Origin of the sequence: Winogradskyella wichelsiae, assembly GCF_013403925.1 — a bacterium.
GTDB classification, from domain to species: Bacteria; Bacteroidota; Bacteroidia; order Flavobacteriales; family Flavobacteriaceae; genus Winogradskyella; species Winogradskyella wichelsiae.
This window is the reverse complement of sequence record NZ_JABFDJ010000056.1, coordinates 1-530: the sequence shown is the minus strand read 5'-3', so window position 1 is coordinate 530 and position 530 is coordinate 1. Positions and strand designations below refer to the sequence as shown.

The window sequence follows — 530 nt, the reverse complement described above, 5'->3', positions numbered from 1 at the left end:
CATATTAGTTTAGAATCGCTTTTATCGGTCTTGATTTTTGATAGCTTCATCTGAATAAAACGTTTTACTGCCAATGGATTTTCTACCGAAACTTTAATACCTTCTTCCTGCAAATAATAGGCCAATTGGTAGTGATAATACCCTGTGGCTTCCATGACGCAATGACTATTAACATCTAAGAGTTTTACAAACTTTTTAAAGCCTGAAATACTGTTTTTAAACTGATAATAATTCCCTTGGGAATCGGTAACATCAAAAACTAAATGACTAATGTCAAGTCCAAAATATTTTATATCTTTATTCATAAGAAAATGTTTTTTTGAAAGGACTAGCTACCCGAGTTTCAACGACTTAAAATCGAGGTCTAAACGCCTCAAAGAACTGTACGAAATCTGTGTAGAAAAAGAGAGGGGATTTTCAATGTTGACGAGATCTGTAGTCTCCGCGTATATATTAACCTTATTCCTCTCTTTTGTTCTTTCTAATTATATAGCTTAAATTTAGTGTTTTTATTAAAATGCTAACTTAAG

General features: G+C 31.9%; 1 protein-coding gene. It reads right to left on the bottom strand.

Annotated features, from left to right (window positions below; genetic code table 11):
- Nucleotides 1-305, bottom strand: a 305-nt coding sequence (locus tag HM985_RS17155) for an IS110 family transposase (protein WP_179377424.1), incomplete at its 3' end; no start/stop codon positions are given.
- Nucleotides 306-530: the final 225 nt, after the last annotated feature.